This window comes from Cedecea davisae, from assembly GCF_044095835.1.
In the GTDB taxonomy this organism is placed as follows: domain Bacteria; phylum Pseudomonadota; class Gammaproteobacteria; order Enterobacterales; family Enterobacteriaceae; genus Cedecea; species Cedecea davisae.
Window position 1 is genome coordinate 3,322,683 of the sequence record NZ_CP172054.1, and the last position, 18,646, is coordinate 3,341,328.

At 56.9% G+C, this 18,646-nt stretch carries 16 protein-coding genes; 10 read left to right on the top strand and 6 right to left on the bottom strand.

Annotated features, from left to right (window positions below; all coding sequences use genetic code 11):
- Nucleotides 1-54: 54 nt before the first annotated feature.
- Together macB and macA are read right to left on the bottom strand one after the other, a co-directional pair.
- Nucleotides 55-2,001, bottom strand: coding sequence for a macrolide ABC transporter ATP-binding protein/permease MacB (gene macB / locus ACG1VR_RS15840; protein WP_395489284.1), 1,947 nt, complete (start codon nt 1,999-2,001; stop codon nt 55-57).
- On the bottom strand, nt 1,998-3,113 hold the full coding sequence (gene macA, locus ACG1VR_RS15845) for a macrolide transporter subunit MacA (protein WP_016535596.1): 1,116 nt from the start codon (nt 3,111-3,113) through the stop codon (nt 1,998-2,000). Before macA ends, macB begins: the two co-directional genes overlap by 4 nt.
- 141 nt (nt 3,114-3,254) lie before the next feature.
- Between macA and ACG1VR_RS15850 the strand changes: the two genes are divergently transcribed.
- Entirely contained in the window at nt 3,255-4,202 is a 948-nt protein-coding gene (locus ACG1VR_RS15850) for a VirK/YbjX family protein (RefSeq protein WP_016535595.1), read from the top strand.
- 22 nt (nt 4,203-4,224) lie between these two features.
- Here the strand turns inward: ACG1VR_RS15850 and ACG1VR_RS15855 are convergent, their stop codons facing one another.
- Nucleotides 4,225-5,880 carry an ATP-dependent endonuclease gene (locus ACG1VR_RS15855; protein ID WP_172567951.1) on the bottom strand — a complete coding sequence of 552 codons (1,656 nt, stop codon included), beginning with the start codon at nt 5,878-5,880 and terminating at the stop codon, nt 4,225-4,227.
- A 397-nt stretch (nt 5,881-6,277) separates the two neighbouring features.
- On the opposite strand from ACG1VR_RS15855, the gene aqpZ reads away from it, so the two are divergent.
- The 4 genes from aqpZ to hcr all read left to right on the top strand — a co-directional run bounded on the left by aqpZ (nt 6,278) and on the right by hcr (nt 10,790).
- Nucleotides 6,278-6,973 (top strand): aquaporin Z, encoded by a 696-nt coding sequence (gene aqpZ, locus ACG1VR_RS15860; protein ID WP_395489285.1) that lies wholly within the window; start codon nt 6,278-6,280, stop codon nt 6,971-6,973.
- 145 nt (nt 6,974-7,118) lie between these two features.
- Nucleotides 7,119-8,018 carry a lysine exporter LysO family protein gene (locus ACG1VR_RS15865; RefSeq protein WP_016535588.1) on the top strand — a complete coding sequence of 300 codons (900 nt, stop codon included), beginning with the start codon at nt 7,119-7,121 and terminating at the stop codon, nt 8,016-8,018.
- A 141-nt stretch (nt 8,019-8,159) separates the two neighbouring features.
- A complete protein-coding gene (hcp, locus tag ACG1VR_RS15870) occupies nt 8,160-9,812 on the top strand; it encodes a hydroxylamine reductase (protein ID WP_395489286.1) in 1,653 nt (550 codons plus the stop codon).
- 9 nt (nt 9,813-9,821) lie between these two features.
- A complete protein-coding gene (hcr, locus tag ACG1VR_RS15875; RefSeq protein ID WP_395489287.1) occupies nt 9,822-10,790 on the top strand; it encodes an NADH oxidoreductase in 969 nt (322 codons plus the stop codon).
- Nucleotides 10,791-10,827: 37 nt separating this feature from the next.
- Here the strand turns inward: hcr and ACG1VR_RS15880 are convergent, their stop codons facing one another.
- A complete protein-coding gene (locus tag ACG1VR_RS15880; RefSeq protein WP_016535585.1) occupies nt 10,828-11,262 on the bottom strand; it encodes a DoxX family protein in 435 nt (144 codons plus the stop codon).
- Nucleotides 11,263-11,412: 150 nt separating this feature from the next.
- Between ACG1VR_RS15880 and poxB the strand changes: the two genes are divergently transcribed.
- The 4 genes from poxB to ACG1VR_RS15900 all read left to right on the top strand — a co-directional run bounded on the left by poxB (nt 11,413) and on the right by ACG1VR_RS15900 (nt 16,771).
- Nucleotides 11,413-13,134: a ubiquinone-dependent pyruvate dehydrogenase gene (poxB, locus tag ACG1VR_RS15885; protein WP_016535584.1), complete on the top strand. Its 1,722-nt coding sequence runs from the start codon at nt 11,413-11,415 to the stop codon at nt 13,132-13,134.
- 67 nt (nt 13,135-13,201) lie between these two features.
- Nucleotides 13,202-14,203, top strand: coding sequence for a low-specificity L-threonine aldolase (ltaE, locus tag ACG1VR_RS15890; RefSeq protein ID WP_395489288.1), 1,002 nt, complete (start codon nt 13,202-13,204; stop codon nt 14,201-14,203).
- A gap of 16 nt (nt 14,204-14,219) precedes the next feature.
- Nucleotides 14,220-15,665 (top strand): DUF2867 domain-containing protein, encoded by a 1,446-nt coding sequence (locus tag ACG1VR_RS15895; RefSeq protein WP_395489289.1) that lies wholly within the window; start codon nt 14,220-14,222, stop codon nt 15,663-15,665.
- Between the two features lie 95 nt (nt 15,666-15,760).
- The gene (locus ACG1VR_RS15900; RefSeq protein WP_039899162.1) at nt 15,761-16,771 is read left to right on the top strand and encodes an NAD(P)-dependent oxidoreductase; all 1,011 of its coding nucleotides are present in this window, start codon (nt 15,761-15,763) and stop codon (nt 16,769-16,771) included.
- On the opposite strand, the gene ACG1VR_RS15905 is transcribed toward ACG1VR_RS15900, so the two are convergent.
- Nucleotides 16,768-17,598: an N-acetylmuramoyl-L-alanine amidase gene (locus tag ACG1VR_RS15905; protein ID WP_395489290.1), complete on the bottom strand. Its 831-nt coding sequence runs from the start codon at nt 17,596-17,598 to the stop codon at nt 16,768-16,770. The genes ACG1VR_RS15900 and ACG1VR_RS15905 overlap by 4 nt on opposite strands.
- Nucleotides 17,595-17,918: a heavy metal-binding domain-containing protein gene (locus ACG1VR_RS15910; RefSeq protein ID WP_016535579.1), complete on the bottom strand. Its 324-nt coding sequence runs from the start codon at nt 17,916-17,918 to the stop codon at nt 17,595-17,597. The genes ACG1VR_RS15905 and ACG1VR_RS15910 overlap by 4 nt, the downstream gene beginning before the upstream one ends.
- 109 nt (nt 17,919-18,027) lie before the next feature.
- On the opposite strand from ACG1VR_RS15910, the gene ACG1VR_RS15915 reads away from it, so the two are divergent.
- Nucleotides 18,028-18,552, top strand: a complete 525-nt coding sequence (locus tag ACG1VR_RS15915; RefSeq protein WP_016535578.1) for a lipoprotein — start codon at nt 18,028-18,030, stop codon at nt 18,550-18,552.
- Nucleotides 18,553-18,646 lie beyond the last annotated feature (94 nt).

Genomic DNA, 18,646 nt, shown 5'->3' on the forward strand with positions numbered 1-18,646 from the left:
CCGCAGATAAAATGCCAGCCCGTAAGGCTGGCATTTTTATTTTGCCGCCGCGGACTATTCGCGAGCTAAAGCATCGATAGGGTTCAGCCGCGCCGCATTTCTCGCGGGCAACCAGCCAAACAACACTCCCGTGGCGGTGGAACAACCAAAAGCCGTCAGCAGCGCAACCGGCGAGAAACCTATCTGCCAGCCCGGGAGCACCATCTGAAGCGTAAAGGCTATCAGCAGCGACAGGGAGATCCCCAGCGCACCGCCCACCAGGCAAACCAGCACCGCCTCAATTAAAAACTGTTGCAGTACATCGCTCGCCCTGGCCCCGACGGCCATACGGATACCAATCTCTTTGGTTCGCTCGGTAACGGACACCAGCATGATATTCATCACGCCTATTCCCCCCACCAGCAGCGAAATAACCGCGACCAGCGTCAGGAACATCTGAAGAGTACGTGTGGTCTTTTCCGCCGTTTTCAACAGCCCGTCCATGTTGTAGGTGAAAAAATCCTTCTTGCCGTGACGCAGCAACAGCAGCCGATTTAGCTGCTGCTCAGCTTCATGGCTGGAATATCCTTCTTTCACCCGCACGGTAACGGAGTTCAGCCAGCTTTGCCCCATCACTCGCCCGGCCATGGTGTTGTAAGGCAGCCACACGCGTAATACTTTGCTGCTGCCGAACATCGACTGCTTCTCTTCGGCCACGCCAATTACCGTCGCCGGCATATTACCAACCAGCACCACTTCGCCGACCACGTTGCTTTTATTCGGGAACAGCTGCCGCTTGCTATTAGCGTCCAGCACCACTACCTGCGCCCGTCCGGCCATCTGCTCGTCGTTAAAGCTTGCGCCCTGGCTCATCACCATGCCGTAGACATTAAAATAGTCACCGCTCACGCCGTTCACGCTGGCGGCGGCATCCACGTTGCCATAGCGCAGGCGCAGATTGCTAGAGATGGACGGCGTGGCGGAACTCACCCACGGCTGCTGGCGAATAGCCTCCAGATCGTCATACTTGAGCGCCTGCTGGAACTGCGGATCGTCATCGCCGAAATCCTTACCGGGGTAGACGTCAATGGTGTTGGTGCCGATAGAGCGTATGTCCTCCAGCACCATCTGCTTGGCCGCATCGCCGACCACGACGATGGAAACCACCGAGGCGATGCCGATGATAATGCCGAGCATCGTCAGTAGAGTCCGCATTTTATTGGCGGCCATCGCCAGCCACGCCATGCTTAGCGCTTCGCGGAAGCTGCTGATGGCCTGCTGAACCGAAGAGCCGTTACGCAGCGCCGGATTCTCAACCTTGAGCGCTGCGGGCTGGTCAATGGGTGGAGGATTGCTAATAATTTCGCCGTCGCGAATTTCAATAATCCGCTGGGCCTGGGCGGCAACAGAAGGGTCGTGGGTAACGATAATCACCGTATGCCCCCGCTCGCGTAGCTGCTTCAGCGTCGCCATTACCTCTTCACCGGAATGTGTGTCCAGCGCGCCGGTTGGCTCATCCGCCAGAATGACCTGCCCACCGTTCATCAGCGCACGAGCGATACTGACACGCTGCTGCTGCCCGCCCGAAAGCTGAGAAGGCAAATACTCAACACGCTCCTTCAGGCCAAGCCGCTCCAGCAGGTCATGAGCACGTTGCTGACGCTGAACGCGCGTTGTTCCGGCGTATACCGCAGGCACCTCAACGTTTTGGGAAGCATTAAGGTGAGAGAGCAAATGGTAACGCTGAAAAATGAAGCCGAAATGTTCGCGGCGCAGGGTCGCCAGCGCATCGCTGTCCAGCCCGGCGACGTCCACACCGGCAACTTTATAGCTGCCGCTGCTGGGCTTATCCAGGCAGCCAAGAATATTCATCAGCGTTGACTTACCGGAGCCGGAAGCGCCGACAATCGCCACCATCTCCCCGGCCTCAATCGTCAGGCTGACGCCCTTCAGCACTTCGATCTGTTCTTCGCCCGAGGGGTAGCTGCGGCGAATATCTTTTAGCTCAAGCAGCGCGGTCATTTGTTGCTCCCGGTGCCGGAGCGACCAATCACCACCTCTTCGCCTTCTTCAAGCCCGTTAACCACCTGCACCTGGGTGTCGTTACGCATGCCGATGGTCACTTCGCGCTCTTTGGTTTCGCCGTTACGCAGCACCGTGATGTTGTAGCGATTGTCGCCAATCGGCTCACCCAGCGCCGCCAGAGGAATAGTCAGCACGTCCTTCACGCCGCCAAGCTGTATATGAACCTGGGCAGTCATATCCAGACGCAGAATGCCTTTCGGGTTCGGCACCTCAAAGCGTGCGTTGTAGAAAATAGCCTCATTGACCTTATCCGGCGTCGGCAGAATATCCTTCAGTACGCCTTCATAGCGCACCATTGGATCGCCAAGCACGGTAAACCAGGCTTTCAGCCCCGGCTTCAGGTGGATAACGTCCGCTTCTGAAACCTGGGCCTTCACCAGCATGGTCCCGAGGTCGGCCAGCGTCAGAATATTCGGCGCCTGCTGCGCGGCAATAACGGTCTGCCCCTGGAGCGTGGTTATCTGCGTGACCTCTCCGGCCATCGGAGCCACGATGCGGGTAAAGTCGAGATTGGTTTTTGCGGTGCTTAATGAAGCCTGATTGCGCTTGATTTGTGCATCAATAGTGCCAATTTGCGCCTGTTTAACCGCCAGATCGGTCGCGGCTTTATCCAGGTCCTGGCGCGACACGGCCAGGCTCTTAGCCAGCGCCTGCTGACGCGAAAGCGTGACGGCGGCAAGCTTGCTTTCGGCTTCCGCTTGCAAACGCTGAGCGCGCAACTCCATTAGCGTCGCCTCAACTTCTTTTATCTGGTTTTCCGCCTGCTCAGGATCGATAACCCCGAGAAGCTGATCTTTTTTCACTTTATCGCCAATGCTGACCGACAGCGTTTTCAACTGCCCGCTCACCTGCGCGCCCACATCTACTTTGCGCACCGCATCCAGTTTCCCGGTAGCCAGTACGCTTTGCTGTAGCGAGCCTTTACGCACGATCATGGTCTGGTACTGGGGAGTCGGTGCGTGCAAAAACTGCCAAAGCCAGAGGAAAAATATCACCAGCAGCAGCGCATAAATCCAGTAACGCTTTTTGAAATTTCCCTTAATTTTCATATGAATCCTGAAATAGCTAACGCTTGGTTAAACGATTCTTAAACAAACTGCACAATGTGAAGAAGTGTAACAGTGATTGAATATCGGTTGACATCCGACGTGGTGAAATAACGCCATCTTAGTTGAATTCAGGTTTTTATTATGTCCCAGATTGCTGCCGCTCATGTCACCGAAACCCTGCCACAGACTGGCTGGAAACTCTTCCTTTCGTTAGCAACGGGAGAGTGGCAGCCGGGTGCATCCTGGGGCAAAAAGGCTTATCGCCGCAAGTTTATTTTACGCTCGCTGGTGATGCCGCTGCATACCATCAGCCTGATGAATACCCTCGCCCGCCAGCCGCATCTGGCCAGCATGCTGAAAGCCCAGCAGGGTCTACCTTGCCGCCTGCATCGCCCTTACATTGCGCTGCCCCTTAACCGCAAGGATACGCGCGATACTATCGGTTACCACTACCAGAAAATTAACGAGAAGATGCCGAAAAAATTGCTTAACGGCCACTTCTCGACAGAAGGATATCGCCTGGCAACTCTGGTAGGTAAAAACAACGAGCTGATGTTTGTCGATCTCAGTTCCCATGACCTGGAAGGCAAGGAAGGCGAGTCTTTCCTCAACTTCTGTAATGAAGACGGGGTTCCGCTGGCGCGAATGACCTTCACCCTTAACCAGTTCGAAGGCAAAAACACGCTGTTCATCGGCTGCCTGCAGGGGGCAAAGCCCTGGGTTCCGCACGAAGCCATTCAGGCCGCTACCAAGGCCTGCCACGGCCTGTTCCCAAAACGCATGCTGCTCGAAGTTGCCTGCGAGCTGGCCAAACTTCTCGATGCAGAGCGCCTCCTGGCGGTGAGTAACAGCACCCATATCTATCGCTCATGGCGCTATGAGAAAAAGAAAAAAGACAGCTTACACGCCGACTATGACAGTTTCTGGCTGTCTATGAGCGGCGAACTCCGCCCTGACGGCCTGTTTGCCCTGCCGTCTAAAGTTGAACGTAAGCCGCTGGAAGACATTGCGAGTAAAAAACGTGCGGAATACCGCCGCCGCTACGAGCTGCTGGACGGCATGATGAGCAGCATCAACTCTCACTTCTAAACCAGCTCCGCAGGCCGGGATGTTAATCCGCCCGGCCGCGAGCCAGCCATAGTACCCGGGAAAACATTTTTCTCAGCAGGGGCGGCACAGCATCCACGCCTCTGCGCCCGGCCTCCATAGCAACCTCAATGGCCAGATCCGGTTTCGACGAACGATGAATCGCTTTGGTTATCACCCGGCGCAGGTTCATTGGCACGTTTTCGGGCAATTGCGCTACGCGATGAAAAACATCGGAAAAGCCCTGACGGTACATAAAGTGCTCCATATCCAGCGCCGGTAGCGCGGTAAGATGATCCCGCTCCTGGTCACGGTCGTTGTCCAGTATCCCTCGCACCGTCGCGGCATATTTTTTACCCGCTTCGTCGCCGTCCACCAGCACATGCCACTCGATTCCCATGCGGCGGGCAAATTTGATCAGCGGCTTCAGCCCCGACTGGGCAAATTCAATCACCTTCACCCCTTCGGCATCAAAATGGTGCCCGCACTGACGTGCCAGCTCGTTCATCACCCAGACTTCCGTTTCTCCTTCAACCAGCAGCCAGCAGCGGGCAAACAGCGAAGAAGCCCGGTTAAAGCGGATATGAAACGCAATGCGTCGGCCGTCTTCGGCGCTCATGCCTCCCGGTCCAAGCCGCCACGCAGCGACTTTAGAGGACTCGCGCACCAGGCGGCAAACCTGCTCTACCGGCGTAAGAGAAAGCAATTCGCCTGAATTGGTGGTGGTGATTTTTTGCAGCGGCAGCAAATTCAGCAGATGCCAGGCCACCGACAGCATAATCGGGTGCAGGCGCGTTTCAGGATCTTCCACCAGCAGCAGCGGCCTGGCATCACGATCCAGCGCCACGCTCCCCTTCGCCTGCAATAGAGTAGAAAACATCCCCAACAGAATCATCCGGTGCGAGCGGCTGCCGGGCTTGTCGATCATACGGTTAATCACGTCGAGATAGCGCCAGCTCCTTTGCTCGTCGTGGGAGCGTCGCCGAATGAGCCGCTGATGGGCAACGGCGCCCTGCTCGGAGAAATAATGCTCCAGCAACTGCACCATCGCGGAAAGCCCCTGGCGCAGCTGGGAATCAGTAAGGTTTTGCGGGCGCGATACCAGCTCGCGGGCGAGGAAATCCAGCTGTCGCGCCGTCAGCTCCGTTTCCGGCATTTCGGGCATGCTGCCGTTACGCAAACGCCGCATAAAGCGGGCATCCCGCAGCCGCAATACCGGGTTAAGCCGGGTGATATGCAGCGCCAGGTCGTCGATTTGTTCCAGCTCCAGCGGCTGACCGTTTGCATTGAGGAAGCTACGCAGCGTCAGCACGGTATTCTCTTCATCCAGCTCGCCCTCAAGGCGATAATGGATACGGTGGAACCCGTCGTTGCCGGCAACCCAAACGGGAGCAAGATTGCGATAGCGTCGCCCTAAATGGTGGCCGGAAGCCGCCTCGCGGAAAGTAAGGATGATATGCAGATGGCTCTCACGGCCGTGCATATCGCCGGGCGGAAAATAAAAGTCTTCACGTACAAAGTGATACAGCTCGCGATGTGGGGAAAGTAGCAGCGTCAGAGCATCCAGCAGGCTCGACTTACCCCAGGCATTCTCGCCAATCAGCACGTTGTTTTGCTCAAGCATTAACGACAGCCGGTTAATACCGCGAAAGCCAACAATCTCTACCCGCTCGAGAAACATATTCCCTCCTGTGCCAGCAGCTTAAATTCCATCGTTCTTTCCGAGTATAGCGGCAAGCGCGATGCCAATGTAACCGCACAATGTCAAAGCGTTACAAGGCTAACCGGTCGGGGCAGGCAGCAGGCAGTTTCTTTCCTGCCGGGAATTTATTTTCCTTATCAGGATTATTCTTACTTCATTCAAAGATAATCTATACTCCTGACACCCACCCTCATAAAAGGAATAACACCTCATTGCCCTAAATCAAATTAATTGAATTTATTGTGCTGGTGGCGAATTGACGAAATACCTAATATTAGCGCGCATTTAATATTACTTTCGTCATTCACTTAATGACGGTGAATTAGCGGTAACTGCACTAACGCAGATTATTCGTGGATTTTTAGCAGAGGTGGTTATGTTCAGAAAATTAGCGGCCGAGTTCTTCGGAACGTTTTGGCTGGTATTTGGTGGCTGCGGTAGCGCAGTATTAGCGGCAGCATTCCCGGAATTAGGGATTGGTTTTGCCGGCGTTGCGCTGGCCTTCGGTTTAACCGTTCTCACTATGGCATTTGCGGTTGGCCATATATCCGGCGGCCATTTTAACCCGGCAGTTACCCTCGGCCTGTGGGCCGGCGGCCGCTTCCCGGCCAAAGACGTTATTGGCTACATCATTGCTCAGGTAATCGGCGGTATTGTTGCTGCGGGTGTGCTTTATTTAATCGCCAGCGGTAAAGCTGGTTTCGATGTAGCTGCCAGCGGTTTTGCTTCCAACGGCTACGGCGAGCATTCACCTGGCGGTTTCTCCATGCTGTCGGCAATTGTTATTGAAATCGTATTAACCTGCGGCTTCTTAATTGTCATCCACGGTGCGACCGACAAATTTGCCGCTCCGGGCTTTGCGCCAATTGCTATTGGCCTGGCGCTGACTTTAATCCACCTGATTAGCATTCCGGTAACTAATACCTCCGTTAACCCGGCTCGTAGCACCGCTGTGGCTATTTTCCAGGGCGGATGGGCGCTGGATCAGCTGTGGCTATTCTGGGTCATGCCAATTATCGGTGGGATCCTCGGCGGGGTTATTTACCGCACCCTGCTGGAAAAACGTAGCTAACGTTTTATTCAGGCTCGCTCAGGCGAGCCTGATATTTTCCTAGCTGCTTCGCCAACCCCCTCTTTTTCTTCACCTTTACTCGCTTCATTTCTTTCGGTAGTGTGACATTCGCCGTTACATTTTACCTGCAAGGATTGTCGCCCTCATGTTTTCGGGATTATTAATTATCCTGGTGCCGCTGATCGTCGGTTACCTCATTCCGCTCAAACAAACCAGCCTGTTAAGGCTTATCAACCGCCTGCTCAGCTGGATTGTTTATGTGATCCTGTTTTTTATGGGCATCAGCCTCGCTTTTCTCGATAACCTGGCGAGCAACCTGTTGACTATTCTGCACTATTCGGCAATCAGCGTGGTGGTCATTCTGCTGTGTAACGCCGCCGGGCTGCTGCTGCTTGAGCGCTCGCTGCCGTGGCACCACCAGCATAAGCAGGAAAAATTACCTTCTCGCCTCGCAATGGCGCTGGAGTCCTTGCAGCTGTGCGGCGTGGTAGCGCTGGGTTTTCTGCTGGGTCTGACCGGGTTCGAACTGCTTAAATACGCAACCGAGGCCAGCGAATACACGCTCATCTTCCTCCTGCTGTTGGTGGGTATCCAGCTCAGAAACAGCGGCATGACCTTTAAGCAAATCGTTCTCAACCGGCGCGGGATGATTGTTGCTATTGTGGTGGTGCTCAGCTCGCTGGTTGGCGGCGCGATTAACGCCCTGATCCTCGGCCTGCCGATCAAAACCGGGCTGGCGATGGCCTCCGGCTTCGGCTGGTATTCGCTTTCGGGCATCCTGATGACCGAGTCTTACGGGCCGGTTATCGGCAGCGCCACCTTCTTTAACGATCTGGTGCGAGAGTTGCTGGCAATAATGCTGATCCCGGGTCTGGTACGCCGCAGCCGCTCGACGGCGCTTGGCCTGTGCGGAGCCACTTCTATGGACTTTACGCTGCCGGTTTTACAGCGCAGCGGCGGCGTCGAAATTGTTCCTGCCGCCATCGTTCACGGCTTTATTCTTAGCCTGCTCACTCCGCTACTTATTGCCTTCTTCGCCTCGTGATACCTCATTGGCGGTAGTCCGCTACCGCCAAAATTGAGCTACATCAAGCTCCTTTTAAGTTGCGCCAAAAAGTCCTTTTCAGCTTATAAAGCTCGCTCTAACCTTAAACATGTATTCTAAATATAACTTTAAGGTGTGATTATGTTTTGTGTGCAATGCGAACAAACTATCCGTACCCCGGCGGGCGACGGCTGCGCTTACGCTCAGGGCGTCTGCGGCAAAACGGCTCAGACTTCAGATCTGCAGGATCTGCTGATCGCCACTTTGCAGGGGCTTTCCGCCTGGGCGGTTGCCGCTCGTGAACGCGGAATTATCGATCATGATATTGATAACTTCGCCCCTCGCGCCTTCTTCTCCACGCTGACCAACGTTAACTTCGACTCCGCTCGCATCGTCGGCTACGCGCGCGACGCCATCGCCATGCGCGAAAGCCTCAAAAGCCGCACCTTAGCCGTTGACCCGGCGGCAACCGTTGCTAACCCAATGGCCGACCTTCAGTTGGTCAGCAGCGATCTCGGCGACCTGCAACGCCAGGCGGCTGAATTCACCCCAAACCGCGACAAAGCCGCCATCGGGGAAGATATTCTGGGCCTGCGTCTGCTGTGCCTGTACGGCATGAAAGGTGCCGCCGCCTACATGGAGCACGCGCACGTCCTCGGCCAGTACGACAACGAAATCTATGCCGAATATCACAAAATTATGGCCTGGCTCGGTACCTGGCCTGCGGATATGGGTGCTCTGCTGGAGTGCTCGATGGAAATCGGCCAGATGAACTTCAAAGTGATGAGCATCCTGGATCGCGGCGAAACCGATAAATACGGCCACCCAACGCCGACTCAGGTCAACGTGCGCCCGGTGGCAGGCAAGTGTATTCTGATTTCCGGCCACGACCTCAAAGACCTCTACAACCTGCTGGAGCAAACGGAAGGCACCGGCGTCAACGTCTATACCCACGGTGAAATGCTGCCCGCGCACGGCTACCCGGAACTGCGTAAATTTAAACATCTGGTCGGCAACTACGGCAGCGGCTGGCAGAATCAGCAAAGCGAATTCGCCCGCTTCCCTGGCCCAATCGTGATGACCTCCAACTGCATCATCGACCCAACCGTCGGCGCTTATGACGACCGTATCTGGACCCGCAGCATCGTCGGCTGGCCGGGCGTCAGCCACCTCGAAGGAGATAACTTCGGCCCGGTGATTACCCAGGCTCAGCAGATGGCTGGCTTCCCGTATAGCGAAATCGAACATCTGATAACCGTCGGCTTTGGCCGTCAGACCCTGCTGGGCGCGGCCGACACGCTCATCGACCTGGTGAGCCGCGAAAAACTGCGCCACATTTTCCTGGTGGGCGGCTGCGACGGCGCGCGCGGGGAACGTAACTATTTCACCGACTTCGCCACCAGCGTGCCGCAGGACTGCCTGATCCTCACCCTCGCCTGCGGCAAGTACCGCTTTAACAAGCTGGACTTCGGCAACATTGAAGGCCTGCCGCGCCTGGTCGATGCTGGCCAGTGCAACGACGCCTACTCGGCAATCATTCTGGCGGTGACTCTCGCAGAGAAACTGGGCTGCGGCGTCAACGACCTGCCGCTCAGCCTGGTACTTTCCTGGTTCGAGCAAAAAGCGATCGTTATTCTGCTGACCCTGCTGTCTCTCGGGGTGACCAATATTGTGACCGGTCCAACCGCGCCGGGCTTCCTCACGCCAAACCTGCTGGCGGTGCTTAACGAGAAATTTGGCCTGCGCGCCATCACCACCGTTGAGCAAGATATCCAACAGTTAATGAGCGCCTGAGGAACTGCTATGACCATGCCAACGCCGCTTTGTCCTTACCGCATGCAGGTACACCATATTCACCAGGAGACGCCGGACGTCTGGACGTTGTCGCTGATTAATCACGACTTTTATCCTTACAAAGCCGGACAGTACGCCCTGGTAAGCGTTCGCAACGGCAGCGAAACGTTGAGGGCTTACACGCTCTCTTCCACGCCGGGCCTGAGTGAATTCATCACCCTGACGGTGCGCCGCATCGACGGCGGCGCGGGTTCACAGTGGCTGACCGGAGAAGTAAAAGCAGGTGACTATCTGTGGCTTTCCGAAGCGCAGGGGGAATTTAGCTGCGAAAATATCGCCGCCGATAGCTATCTCCTGATGGCGGCGGGCTGCGGCGTGACCCCGATTATGGCAATGCGACGCTGGCTGGCGAAACATCGTCCGCAGGCGGATGTACAGGTGATTTACAATGTACGCTCGCCTCAGGACGTAATTTTTGCCGACGAATGGCGTAACTATCCGGTCACGCTGGTAGCCGAGACCAACGCCGCTCACGGATTTATCTCCGGGAGATTGAGCCGCGAGCTTCTGGCTGCCGTGCCGGATATTGCCGCACGCACCGTCATGACCTGCGGCCCGGCGCCTTATATGGAGCTGGTTGAACGCGAGGTGAAGCAGCTTGGCGTTACGGCGTTTTACCAGGAGAAATTCTTCACGCCGGCCTCCGCTCCGGCGCAAAGCGGCCTGAAATTTACGACACTCCAGCCAATGCGTGAATTTTACGCGCCGGTGGGCAGCACGCTGCTGACTGCGCTGGAAAGCAACAGCGTACCGGTGAATGCCGCCTGCCGCGCTGGCGTCTGCGGCTGCTGTAAAACGAAGGTTATTTCCGGCGACTATAGCGTCACCAGCACCATGACCTTAACCGAAGAAGAGATTGCCGACGGCTACGTGCTGGCCTGCTCCTGCCAGCCGCAGGGCGATTTGGTTCTGGCCTAAAATAACTGAGGCGCTCAAAGGAGCGCCTCTTTTTCCCCTACCGCCAGGCTGACTTCCCGGCCAGCGAGTAGCGCCCCGCCCCGCAGAAGGCAATCGCCAGCGCCCCGAGGAAGAAGTACATCAGGCTTTCAATGCCCCAGGCTCCGGTTTTATCCAGCATAAAGGTTTCACCCACGCCCACCAGCAGCCAGGCAACAATCATCGTACAGGCCAGACCGAGCGCAGACAGCCGCGTCAGGATCCCCAGGATGATAAACAGCGGCGCAAGAACTTCTCCCAGCAGCACGCCATAAGCAACAAATTCCGGCACGCCGTGCGAGGCCAACATGCCTTTAATCCCGCCCACGCCGCCAAATAGCTTGTGCAGGCCGTGGAAAAGCATCAGCCCACCTACCGCCAGGCGCAGCAATAATTTTCCCAGATCGTCTTTATTTAGCGCGCCATTCACTGCATTTAACAATTTAGTAACCATATGAATTGCCACCCTTTTAAAATGATAACGAGAATAATTTACACTTAATATTCGGTAACAAATAGCCCCAGTTTCTGGCAGGGTTTTACCGGCCCTTACCGGGATTTGAACTAAGCTTGTAAGCGCTATCACCCTGGACAAGGAAAACCGATGAAACTAACCGTAGCGGCCTGGCTGGCCAAAACTCTTGAGAGCGCGGGCGTCAAACGTATTTGGGGCGTCACCGGGGACTCGCTTAACGGGCTCAGCGACAGCCTTAACCGTATGGGCACGATAAAATGGATGCCAACGCGGCATGAAGAAGTCGCCGCCTTTGCCGCCGGGGCCGAAGCGCACCTTACCGGCGAACTGGCGGTCTGCGCTGGCTCCTGCGGGCCGGGCAACCTGCACCTGATTAACGGGCTTTATGACTGCCACCGCAACCGCGTGCCGGTGCTGGCTATTGCGGCACATATTCCCTCCAGCGAAATCGGCAGCGGCTATTTCCAGGAAACCCACCCCGAAGAGCTGTTCCGCGAATGCAGCCACTACTGCGAGCTGGTCTCCTCCCCGGAGCAAATTCCGCAGGTGCTGGCGATTGCCATGCGTAAAGCCGTGCTCAACCGCGGCGTCTCCGTGGTCGTGCTGCCGGGGGATGTGGCGCTCAAGCTCGCCCCGGAAACCGCTACCACAAACTGGTATCCGGCTCCGCAGCCGGTTGTCGTCCCGCATCACGATGAGTTGAAAAAACTGGCTCAGCTGCTGCGCTACAACAGCAATATCGCCCTGATGTGCGGTAGCGGCTGCGCCGGGGCGCACGAAGAGCTGTTACAGCTGGCCGCCACGCTAAAAGCTCCCATTGTTCACGCCCTGCGCGGCAAGGAGCACGTTGAGTACGACAACCCTTACGATGTCGGCATGACCGGGCTAATCGGTTTCTCTTCCGGCTTCCACACCATGATGAACGCCGACACGCTAGTCCTGCTCGGCACCCAGTTCCCTTACCGGGCGTTCTACCCAACGGATGCCAAAATCATCCAGATCGATATCAATCCCGGCAGCATCGGGGCGCACAGTAAGGTGGATATGGCGCTGGTGGGCGATATCAAAGCCACGCTTGGCGCTCTATTGCCGCTGCTGGAAGAAAAAACCGACCGCGGCTTCCTCGACAAAGCGCTGGAGGATTACCGCAAGGCTCGCGAAGGGCTGGACGAGCTGGCTAAACCGAGCGAAGGCAAGCAGATTCACCCTCAATATCTGGCACAGCAAATCAGCCATTATGCGGCGGACGACGCCATTTTCACCTGCGACGTAGGCACGCCTACCGTCTGGGCGGCACGCTACCTGAAGATGAACGGCAAGCGCCGCCTGCTCGGCTCGTTCAACCACGGTTCAATGGCTAACGCTATGCCGCAGGCGCTGGGCGCTAAAGCCACCGCGCCGGACCGCCAGGTAGTGGCGATGTGCGGCGACGGCGGCTTCAGCATGCTGATGGGCGACTTCCTGTCCGTGGCGCAAATGAAGCTCCCGATCAAAATCGTGGTGTTTAACAATAGCGTGCTCGGCTTTGTCGCGATGGAGATGAAAGCCGGAGGCTACCTTACCGACGGCACCGAACTACAGGACACCAACTTTGCCCGCATCGCCGAAGCCTGCGGCATTACCGGCATTCGCGTTGAAAAACCGGAAGATCTGAATTCGGCGCTGGAACAGGCTTTCAGTACCGACGGCCCGGTACTGGTTGACGTTGTGGTGGCGAAAGAAGAGCTGGCCATTCCCCCGCAAATCAAACTTGAGCAGGCCAAAGGGTTCAGCCTGTACATGCTGCGCGCCATCATCAGCGGGAGGGGCGACGAAGTTATCGAACTGGCGAAAACCAACTGGTTCCGGTAAAACAGAAGGTTGCCATCAGCGCCCGGCAAAGAAGCTCCGGGCGCTTCCTCCCGAATAAGGACCCGCCATGATCGATTTACGCAGCGATACCGTTACCCGTCCTTCCCGCGAAATGCTGGAGCAAATGATTGCCGCCCCGACCGGGGATGATGTTTACGGCGATGACCCAACCGTTAACGAACTTCAGGCATACGCGGCCAAAATCAGCGGTAAAGAAGCGGCGTTGTTCTTACCGACCGGTACCCAGGCAAATCTGGTGGCGTTACTGAGTCACTGCGAACGCGGCGAAGAGTACATCGTTGGCCAGGCCGCGCATAACTACCTTTACGAAGCGGGCGGCGCGGCGGTTCTCGGCAGCATTCAGCCTCAGCCTATCGAAGCAGATCGCGACGGCACTCTGCCGCTTGATAAAGTCGCGGCGAAGATCAAACCGGACGATATTCACTTCGCCCGTACCAAATTGCTGAGCCTCGAAAACACCCATAACGGCAAAGTTCTGCCGCGTGAATATCTCCAGCAGGCCTGGGAGTTCACCCGCAAGCACAATCTGGCGCTGCACGTTGACGGCGCACGTATCTTTAACGCCGTCGTTTCTTACGGCTGCCAGTTGGAAGAGATTACCCGCTACTGCGACAGCTTCACTATCTGCCTGTCAAAAGGCCTCGGCACGCCGGTAGGCTCCCTGCTGGTCGGCAGCAAAGAGTACATCAAGCGTGCCGTGCGCTGGCGCAAGATGACCGGCGGCGGTATGCGTCAGGCTGGCATTCTGGCGGCTGCCGGGCTGTATGCTCTGAAAAACAATGTTGAACGTCTGAAGGAAGATCACGATAACGCCCACTGGCTGGCGGGTGAACTGCGCGAAATCGGCGTAGACGTCATGCGCCAGGACACCAATATGGTGTTTGTTCGCATGACGGCAGAAGAAGCCGAAGATCTTGGCCCTTATATGCGCGAGCGCGGCGTCATCATTAGCGCTGGCCCTGCCACTCGCCTGGTGACGCATCTGGACGTTAGCCGCAGCCAGCTGGCCGAAGTTGTCGTCCACTGGCGCGCATTCCTCCAGAATTAACCGGGAGTCAGGGACGATGGCTGAACCTCAAAGGATTTTGGTACTTGGCGCCAGCGGCTATATTGGCCAGCATCTGGTGCCTATGCTGGCAGCGGGCGGGCATCACGTTACCGCCGCTGCCCGCCGCATTGACTGGCTGAAGAAACAGCCGTGGCCCGGCGTAGAATGCCGCCACATTGATTTACGCTGGCCGCACCGGCTGGGCGCGCTGCTGGAAGGCGTGGATACGCTTTATTACCTGATCCACAGCATGGGAGACGGCGGCGATTTTGTAGAGTTCGAACGCCAGGCGGCGCTCAACCTGCGGGATGCGCTAACCGAACATCCGGTTAAACAAATTATTTTCCTCAGCTCGCTTCAGGCGAAGAGTGGAGATACGCATTCAAAACACCTGCTGGCACGGCAAATTACCGCTGATATTCTGCGTGATTCCGGCGTGCCGGTAACCGAGCTGCGGGCGGGGATAATCGTCGGCGCGGGTTCCGCCGCATTTGAAGTGATGCGCGACATGGTTTACAACCTGCCGGTGCTCACGCCGCCGCGCTGGGTGCGTTCCAGAACCTCGCCCATCGCGCTTGATAACCTGCTTTATTACCTGGTGGCGCTGCTGGACCACCCGGCAACCGAACATCGCTTATTCGAGGCGGCAGGCCCGGAAGTGCTCAGCTACCAGCGGCAGTTCGAGCGCTTTATGGCCGTCAGCGGCCGCCGTCGCCCGCTTATCCCGATTCCTCTGCCCACCAGCTGGATTTCGGTCTGGTTTCTGAACGTCATCACCTCCGTGCCGCCGGGTATTGCCAGGGCGCTGATTCAGGGCCTTGAGCACGACCTGCTGGCGGACGACCGCAGCCTGCGCGAGCTTATCCCCCAGCAGCTTATCGACTTTGACGATGCCGTGCGCCTGACGCTGGCTAACGAGCACAAGCTCGCCAACTCTCAGGACTGGGGCTACGACGCCCAGGCTTTTGCCCGCTGGCGGCCCGACTATGGTTTCTTCGCTAAACAGGCTGGCTGCACGCTGACCACCCACGCCAGCGCCCGTGAGTTATGGCAGGTTATTAATCAGTTAGGCGGCAAAGAGGGGTACTTCTTTGGCAATGCGCTGTGGAAAACCCGCGCGCTTATGGATCTCGCCGTCGGCCATAAGCTGGCAAAAGGCCGCCCGGACAAACCGTTGCTTGAGGTGGGCGACAGCGTGGATAGCTGGAAAGTGATTATTGCCGAGCCTGAAAAAGAGCTTACGCTATTATTTGGTATGAAAGCACCGGGGCTGGGCCGACTTTCCTTTACGCTGCAGGATGACGGCAACCAGCGCAAGCTAGACGTCAGGGCCTGGTGGCATCCGCACGGCTGCGCCGGTTTGCTCTACTGGCTGGTGATGATCCCCGCCCATTTGTTTATCTTTAAGGGCATGGCGCGGCGAATTGTTCATTTAGCGGAACAAAACTCGATCAAAAGGTAAGGTTAGCTCCGAATCTTTCAGTCTTCCCATTGCATGCGCCGCCGTTTCACGGAAAAATGCGCAGCGTTAATCTTAAATATAACGAGTTGGTCGACATGAAGGTACTGGTCACGGGCGCAACCAGCGGTTTAGGCCGAAACGCGGTCGAATACTTACGCGCCAGAGGCGTCAGCGTGCGGGCAACCGGGCGTAACGAAGCCATGGGCAAACTGCTGCAAAAAATGGGCGCCGAGTTTGTTCATGCCGATCTGACGGAGCTGGTCTCCTCGCAGGCAAAAGTGATGCTTGCGGATGTCGACACGCTCTGGCACTGCTCAAGCTTTACCTCACCGTGGGGCACGCAGCAGGCCTTTGACCTCGCCAACGTGCGCGCAACCCGCCGCCTGGGCGAATGGGCCGTGGCCTGGGGCGTACGCGACTTTATTCATATCTCGTCGCCGTCGCTCTACTTTGACTACCACCATCACCGCAACATCAAAGAAGATTTTCGCCCGGTACGCTTTGCTAACGAATTTGCCCGCAGCAAGGCCGCCAGCGAAGAGGTCATTCAGCTGCTGGCGCAGGCTAACCCCAACACGCGCTTTACCATTCTGCGCCCGCAGAGCCTGTTCGGCCCGCACGATAAAGTGTTCTTCCCGCGTCTGGTGCAGATGATGCGCCATTACGGTAGCGTGCTGCTGCCGCGCGGCGGCGATGCGCTGGTAGATATGACTTACCTGGAAAACGCGGTACATGCGATGTGGCTGGCCACCCAGAAGGGCGACCTGCCTTCCGGGCGCGCATATAACATCACAAATATGGAAGCTCGCCCGCTGCGCACCATCGTCCAGAAGCTGATAGACGAGCTGGGCATCAAATGCCGCATTCGCTCGGTGCCTTACCCGATGCTGGATATTATCGCCCGCAGCCTTGAGCACTTCGGCAATAAGTCAGCCAAAGAGCCGGCGCTCACCCACTACGGCGTCTCCAAGCTGAACTTCGATTTAACCCTGGACACCACCCGCGCGGAAACGGAGCTGGGCTACCAGCCCATCATCACGTTGGATGAGGGGATCCGGCGCACCGCGCTGTGGCTAAAAGACCACGGCACGCTGCACCGCGGTTAAGCCTGCCCGTATTTCTCGAGCAGCGCCTCGGCAATCGCCTGGCTTTGTGCATCCGCCTCGCCGCTATAGTTGGCCGGGCGGAAGTGCATCTGGAAGGCAACAATCACCCGCTTTTGCTCCTCCTCGCTCATTCCCGGCGTCACCTGGTAACCATAACGAGATAGCAAATCCAGCAGGTTCGCTTTCTCCACCGGCTGATACGGGCTACGCCCGTTGAGATAAAAAGCTACACGAGCCGCATCCGGCCAGGCACCAATACCTTTTGCGGCCAGCTGCTGCCAAGGAAATAGCGGGCCGGGGTCAACCTTACGCTGGGGAGCAATATCCCCGTGGGCCACCACGTTTTGCGGCGCAATGTTATAGCGGGTAATTATCTGCTGAGCCAGAGACTCCAGCACGGCAATTTGCGGTGGGTTAAAAGGATAAAATCGCTGAACCGCCCCTTCCCGGGTGTAGCCCTGATTCTCAAGTTCGATGCCAACCGACGTATCGTTGATGCGCGTGGCACCGCGCCAGAAGCTTATTCCCGCGTGCCAGGCCAGCTGCTCCTCGGGAACCAGTTGCCAGATAACGGGCTTGCCGCCGGCCAGAGGTGGGTTAGCAGGAATGAGATAATGGGAGCTAACGTTGCGGTCGGTGAGCGTGGAGAGCGACCCCGGGAAATCGTCCGCCGTGTAGTGAATCACCAGTATTTTCACCCGCGGGTAAGCCGCCTGCGCCTGATGGCGGGTATCAACTTTATAGCTGCCGTGATCGACAATTCCTTGTTGGCCTGCACAACCTGCCAGCAGCAGCGCCAGGCCGAGCGCTAAAATCCTTGCTTTCATTTTTGCGTTTTCACCGCCGTTCCGCTGACGCAGACCATCAGCATGCTGCCGTCCTTGCCCACGGTTTCATAATCAATATCAATGCCAACAACTGCGTTAGCGCCCAGGCTTTCGGCCTGCTGCTGGATTTCACGAAACGCGATATCACGAGCCTTGCGCAGCTCTTTCTCGTACGCGCCGGAGCGGCCGCCCACGATGTCGCGCACCCCGGCAAAAAAATCGCGGAAAATGTTGGCCCCGAGAATCGCTTCCCCGGTCACCACGCCGCAGTATTCGGTAATGGTTTGGCCTTCCAGGCCCGGCGTCGTTGTAAACTGCATCACGTTCTCCTCTTCTTTGCCATCAATGTGTTAGACCGGCAATCGCCACGCGATTTTGAGCCAATACGCTATGCTAAGGTAGTCCTCCTGAGAAAATAAGGAAATAAAAATGCGCAGCTCAGCTTTGCTTCTTCTCCCCTGTGCCCTGGTGCTCTCGGCATGTACCACCGTCACCCCGGCCTTTAAAGACATCGGCACCCGCAGCGGCCCCTGCATAAACGGCGGGCCTGATGAGGTCGCTCAGCAGTTCTACGACTACCGTATCGCGCATAAAGGCGAAGGCCTGAGTTCGGTCGCCGCGCTGCGCCCTTACCTCAGCGACTCGCTGTTCCAGCAGTTACAAAAAGCCAGCACCTCGTCCACGGCGCAAAGCGCCTTCGCCCGCAGCGACATCTTCTCCAGCCAGTCTGAGGGACCGGACAAGGCCAGCGTCGCCTCGGCTTCAACGATCCCCAATACCGACGCCCGCAATATTCCGCTGCGCGTAGAGCTGACCCGCGGTAGCCAGACCTGGAAAGATGAAGTTCTGATGACTCGCGAAGGGCAGTGCTGGACGGTGGATGATGTGCGCTATCTCGGCGCGACAAGCCACGCGCCGACCGGCAGCCTGCGCCAGGCAATCGAAGGCCAATAACGGCAATTTTCGCTTACGGATGGCGGGTGGAAAAAACATAACCCCTGTAAATAATCTGGCATTATTTCAGAATGCCGACGTTTATACTTAGCTA

Excerpts from the sequence above, each read along its gene's own strand:
- macB (WP_395489284.1), bottom strand. The coding sequence starts at position 2,001 with ATGACCGCGCTGCTTGAGCTAAAAGATATTCGCCGCAGCTACCCCTCG.
- macA (WP_016535596.1), bottom strand. The coding sequence starts at position 3,113 with ATGAAAATTAAGGGAAATTTCAAAAAGCGTTACTGGATTTATGCGCTG.
- ACG1VR_RS15850 (WP_016535595.1), top strand. The coding sequence starts at position 3,255 with ATGTCCCAGATTGCTGCCGCTCATGTCACCGAAACCCTGCCACAGACT.
- ACG1VR_RS15855 (WP_172567951.1), bottom strand. The coding sequence starts at position 5,880 with ATGTTTCTCGAGCGGGTAGAGATTGTTGGCTTTCGCGGTATTAACCGG.
- aqpZ (WP_395489285.1), top strand. The coding sequence starts at position 6,278 with ATGTTCAGAAAATTAGCGGCCGAGTTCTTCGGAACGTTTTGGCTGGTA.
- ACG1VR_RS15865 (WP_016535588.1), top strand. The coding sequence starts at position 7,119 with ATGTTTTCGGGATTATTAATTATCCTGGTGCCGCTGATCGTCGGTTAC.
- hcp (WP_395489286.1), top strand. The coding sequence starts at position 8,160 with ATGTTTTGTGTGCAATGCGAACAAACTATCCGTACCCCGGCGGGCGAC.
- hcr (WP_395489287.1), top strand. The coding sequence starts at position 9,822 with ATGACCATGCCAACGCCGCTTTGTCCTTACCGCATGCAGGTACACCAT.
- ACG1VR_RS15880 (WP_016535585.1), bottom strand. The coding sequence starts at position 11,262 with ATGGTTACTAAATTGTTAAATGCAGTGAATGGCGCGCTAAATAAAGAC.
- poxB (WP_016535584.1), top strand. The coding sequence starts at position 11,413 with ATGAAACTAACCGTAGCGGCCTGGCTGGCCAAAACTCTTGAGAGCGCG.
- ltaE (WP_395489288.1), top strand. The coding sequence starts at position 13,202 with ATGATCGATTTACGCAGCGATACCGTTACCCGTCCTTCCCGCGAAATG.
- ACG1VR_RS15895 (WP_395489289.1), top strand. The coding sequence starts at position 14,220 with ATGGCTGAACCTCAAAGGATTTTGGTACTTGGCGCCAGCGGCTATATT.
- ACG1VR_RS15900 (WP_039899162.1), top strand. The coding sequence starts at position 15,761 with ATGAAGGTACTGGTCACGGGCGCAACCAGCGGTTTAGGCCGAAACGCG.
- ACG1VR_RS15905 (WP_395489290.1), bottom strand. The coding sequence starts at position 17,598 with ATGAAAGCAAGGATTTTAGCGCTCGGCCTGGCGCTGCTGCTGGCAGGT.
- ACG1VR_RS15910 (WP_016535579.1), bottom strand. The coding sequence starts at position 17,918 with ATGCAGTTTACAACGACGCCGGGCCTGGAAGGCCAAACCATTACCGAA.
- ACG1VR_RS15915 (WP_016535578.1), top strand. The coding sequence starts at position 18,028 with ATGCGCAGCTCAGCTTTGCTTCTTCTCCCCTGTGCCCTGGTGCTCTCG.